We start from the raw sequence: 491 nt of genomic DNA, 5'->3' as shown, positions 1-491 counted from the left end.
ATTATAAACGACCCGATCTTACAGAAGAGGTGATGGATGGGGAATGGTTACGTACCGGGGATATCGGAGAAATTATCGACGGAAAGTTCCTGAAGATCACAGATCGTAAAAAGGAGCTCATCAAAACCAGCGGCGGAAAATATGTAGCTCCACAGCCTATTGAAAACAAGATGGTAGAGAGCCCATGGATAGAACAGATCATGGTTGTTGGGGAATTTCAGAAATTTGTTGGTGCTCTGGTAGTTCCCGCCTTTGAAGCTCTTAAGAAATGGTATCTGGATCAGGAATTACCTTACCCGGGAAATGACAAGGTTCTTCATGCCGCAGAAGTGAAACAATTGATCAGTGATTCTGTCAAAAAATACAACCTCAACTTCAATCCGGTAGAACAGATCAAACAATTCCGACTGCTCCCACACGAATGGACCATTGAAGGGGGAGAATTAACACCTACTCTCAAACTAAAAAGGAGAACTATTACGGAAAAATAC

Annotated in this window: 1 pseudogene; it reads left to right on the top strand. The window is 42.6% G+C overall.

What is annotated here, in order from left to right:
• Positions 1–491 (top strand): annotated as a pseudogene (locus HC175_RS17810) (long-chain fatty acid--CoA ligase); the annotation flags it as partial.

The sequence above is a fragment of the Salinimicrobium oceani genome, assembly GCF_012037645.1.
The sequence above is the reverse complement of the archived record's forward strand: the minus strand, read 5'-3'. Positions and strand labels throughout refer to the sequence as shown.